This is a genomic window from Streptomyces calvus (assembly GCF_006782915.1).
Taxonomy (GTDB): Bacteria; Actinomycetota; Actinomycetes; order Streptomycetales; family Streptomycetaceae; genus Streptomyces; species Streptomyces calvus.
Window position 1 is genome coordinate 1 of the sequence record NZ_VCNP01000039.1, and the last position, 1,086, is coordinate 1,086.

1 protein-coding gene is annotated in these 1,086 nt (G+C 75.1%); it reads right to left on the reverse strand.

All coding sequences use genetic code 11. The features are described from left to right. Window positions 1-765: PP2C family protein-serine/threonine phosphatase (locus FGW31_RS16705; RefSeq protein WP_411757116.1), on the reverse strand; the 765-nt coding region annotated here is incomplete at its 3' end. Window positions 766-1,086 lie beyond the last annotated feature (321 nt).

Sequence of the window (1,086 nt, forward strand, 5' to 3'; positions counted from 1 at the left end):
ACCGACGGCCAGCGGGGGTTCGTGACCGAAGACGACGGCGTCCACCACGTCGGTGCGGTCCGCCGGGAAGCCGAGCAGTACGGCGGTGGCGAACCGGTCGCCGTCGTCCCGGCCGAGCGCCCGGACGTAGTCGCGGTGCCGTCCCATCCGGATCTCCAGGCGCTCCGCGACCACCTTCAGGTCCGGCTCGTGGTAGCCGGCCTCGCGGAAGGTGCCGAGCAGCACCGCCGCCGTCTCCACCGCGCCCAGCCCCTTGCCCTGCACGTCGCCGACGAGGACGCGGGTGCCGTGCGGGCCCGGCTGGATGTCGTAGAAGTCGCCGCCGACCCGGGCCTGGGTGTCCGCGGTGAGGTAGACGCCGGCGTGCTCCAGGCCGCCCCAGCCCGGCGGCAGCGGACGCAGCACGGTGCGCCGGACCGTGTCGGTGACGTCCCGCATGTGCAGCGCGCGCCGCTCGTCGCGCACCCGCACCGCGCAGGCCAGTGTGGCGAGGACGCCGCCGACGGTGACGAGGATGAAGTCGGGCAGCCCCGTCTGGAACTGGTGCGGCCAGGCGTTGTCCACGGTGACGTACGCGGCGACCGCCAGCACGGCGAACACGGCCGTGGCCCACACCCCGCAGAGGGCGGCCGCGATGCCCGGAACGAGCACGATCCACGAGATGATCCGGAACTCGCCGGTGGTGTTGTAGTCGGCCACCGTGATGGCAGTGAGCAGCAGCAGCGGCGGCACCCAGGCGACGCTGCGGCCGCCGACCCGGAGCATCTCGTACCGGTGCACGACACCGTACCGGCCGGCCGACGGGTACCGGTCGTGCAGGCCGTGTCCCGCGCTGCCCGGACTCACGGCCCCAGCGAAACACGGGGCACCACGGCCCGCATCCGGTCTCCCGGACCGTTCCGCCCGGCCGACTTGCCGCCGGGCCGCGACAGGTGTGCGCTGGTAGGCGGGGGCCAGGAGAGAGGAGTGCTCCCATGGCGCATGCGGCACCCCGGTCCGGGCGCACGGCCGAGCGGGCCGGCCCGGCCGACCTCTTCGGTCCGCGGGCCCACCGGGCGGCGAAACTGGCGGTCCCCGGCCCCCCCC